Below are 1,602 nucleotides of genomic sequence, written 5' to 3'. Positions count from 1 at the left end.
GGGGCGGCGCGGCGCCCGTCCTGCAGCGCCCCGGGGGCGCCGGCGCCCCCCGGCCGGCTCGCCCACCGTCTCCGTCCAGTGCCGGCCGACCCAGCCATCGAGGCCGTCCTTCGCGAGTGCCGCCGACACGGAAGCGTCGCGGATGATGCCGTCCCAGTCGAGGACCAGGGTGACATCCGGTTGGGTCACGACGACACGGTTCATGGTGCGCATCCGCCCGCGTGGAAGGTCTTGCGGCGCGGCGCCGGCGGCGATCCTGTCACGACAGAACGGGGCATCCGGGATCCACCTCCGCGTCGAACGCCTGTCATCTGGGGTGAGACGTTCGAACCAAAAGCAAATCGGGTCACAAGACTGCGTGTGCATAACGCCTGACGCGAGGATGGGCAATTGCCCTGCGATGTGTCAGCTCAACTTGACACTTCGCGCCGGCCCGACTTACCTGCGGCCATGGCGGGCCCTCCCGAGACCGTGGTCGTCATCGGTGCCGGCATGGGCGGCCTGGTCGCGGCGGCGCTGCTGGCGGCGCGGGGTCGGCCCGTGCTGGTGCTGGAACGCGCCGCCGCCCCGGGCGGCAAGATCCGGGAGCTTGCGGTGGGCGGGGTGAAGGTCGGCGCCGGCCCGGCCCTGCTGACGCTGCGTCGGGTCTTCGAGGAGATCTTCGACGCGGCGGGCGACAGCCTGGAGAACCGCCTGGCGCTCCGCCCGGAGCCGCTGCTCGGGCGCCATGCCTGGTCGGATGGGCGGCGCCTCGACCTGCCGGTGGATGCGGCGGCCGCGGCGGAGGCGGTGGGCGACTTCGCCGGCGCCGAGGCGGCGCGCGGCTACCTGGCGTTCCGCGAGCGAGCGCGCCGCATCCATGACGCGCTGGAGCAGCCCTTCCTGCAGGCGCAGCGGCCCGGCGCGCTGGCGCTCGCGGCGCTGGCCGGGCGTCGCGGCCTGCTCGGCGCCTCGCCCTTCGCCTCGCTGTGGGATGCGCTGGGCGAACACTTCGCGGACAGGCGGCTGCGGCAGGTCTTCGCGCGGGTCGCCACCTATGTCGGCTCCTCCCCGCTGCAGGCGCCGGCGACGCTGATGCTCGTCGCGCATGTCGAGTTGCAGGGGCTGTGGGCGATCGGGGGCGGGATGCAGCGCCTGCCGGAGGCGCTGGCCGCGCTGGCCGCAGCGCGCGGCGCGACCTTCCGCTACGGCGCCGAGGTGCGGGAGATTCTCGTGCGCGGCGGCCGCGCCGGCGGCGTGCGGCGGGCCGATGGCGCGGTGGTGGACGCCGGCGCGGTGGTGCTGAACGCCGATCCCGCCGCGCTGGCCGATGGCCGCCTCGGCGCGGCCGCCGCGGGAGCGGTGGAGCGGCTGGCGCCCGAGCGGCGCTCCTTCTCCGCCGTCACCTGGGCGCTGGTGGCGGCGGCGGAGGGGCTGCCGGCGGCAACCCAGTCCGTGGCGCATGCCGAGGACCCTACCGCCGAATATGCCGAGATCGGCTACCGCGCCCGCCTGCCTTCCGCGCCGACCGTCACGCTCTGGGCCCTCGACCGCGCCGGCGGCGGCGGGGGGGCGCCCCGGGCCGCGCGGGGGCGGGGGGTGGGGCAACCCCCGGCCCCCGCC

Annotated in this window: 1 protein-coding gene and 1 pseudogene; one reads left to right on the top strand and one right to left on the bottom strand. The window is 76.3% G+C overall.

The window, feature by feature from the left end; translation table 11 throughout:
- A pseudogene (locus AC1MIR_RS12720) lies at positions 1-204 on the bottom strand (transcriptional regulator PpsR); the annotation flags it as partial.
- A 246-nt stretch (positions 205-450) separates the two neighbouring features.
- On the opposite strand from AC1MIR_RS12720, the gene AC1MIR_RS12715 reads away from it, so the two are divergent.
- A partial coding sequence (locus AC1MIR_RS12715) for a phytoene desaturase family protein (RefSeq protein WP_480028518.1) occupies positions 451-1,602 on the top strand: 1,152 nt, incomplete at its 3' end.

The sequence above is a fragment of the Falsiroseomonas sp. RANM36 genome, from assembly GCF_056682175.1.
This window is presented reverse-complemented; position numbering and strand designations above follow the sequence as displayed.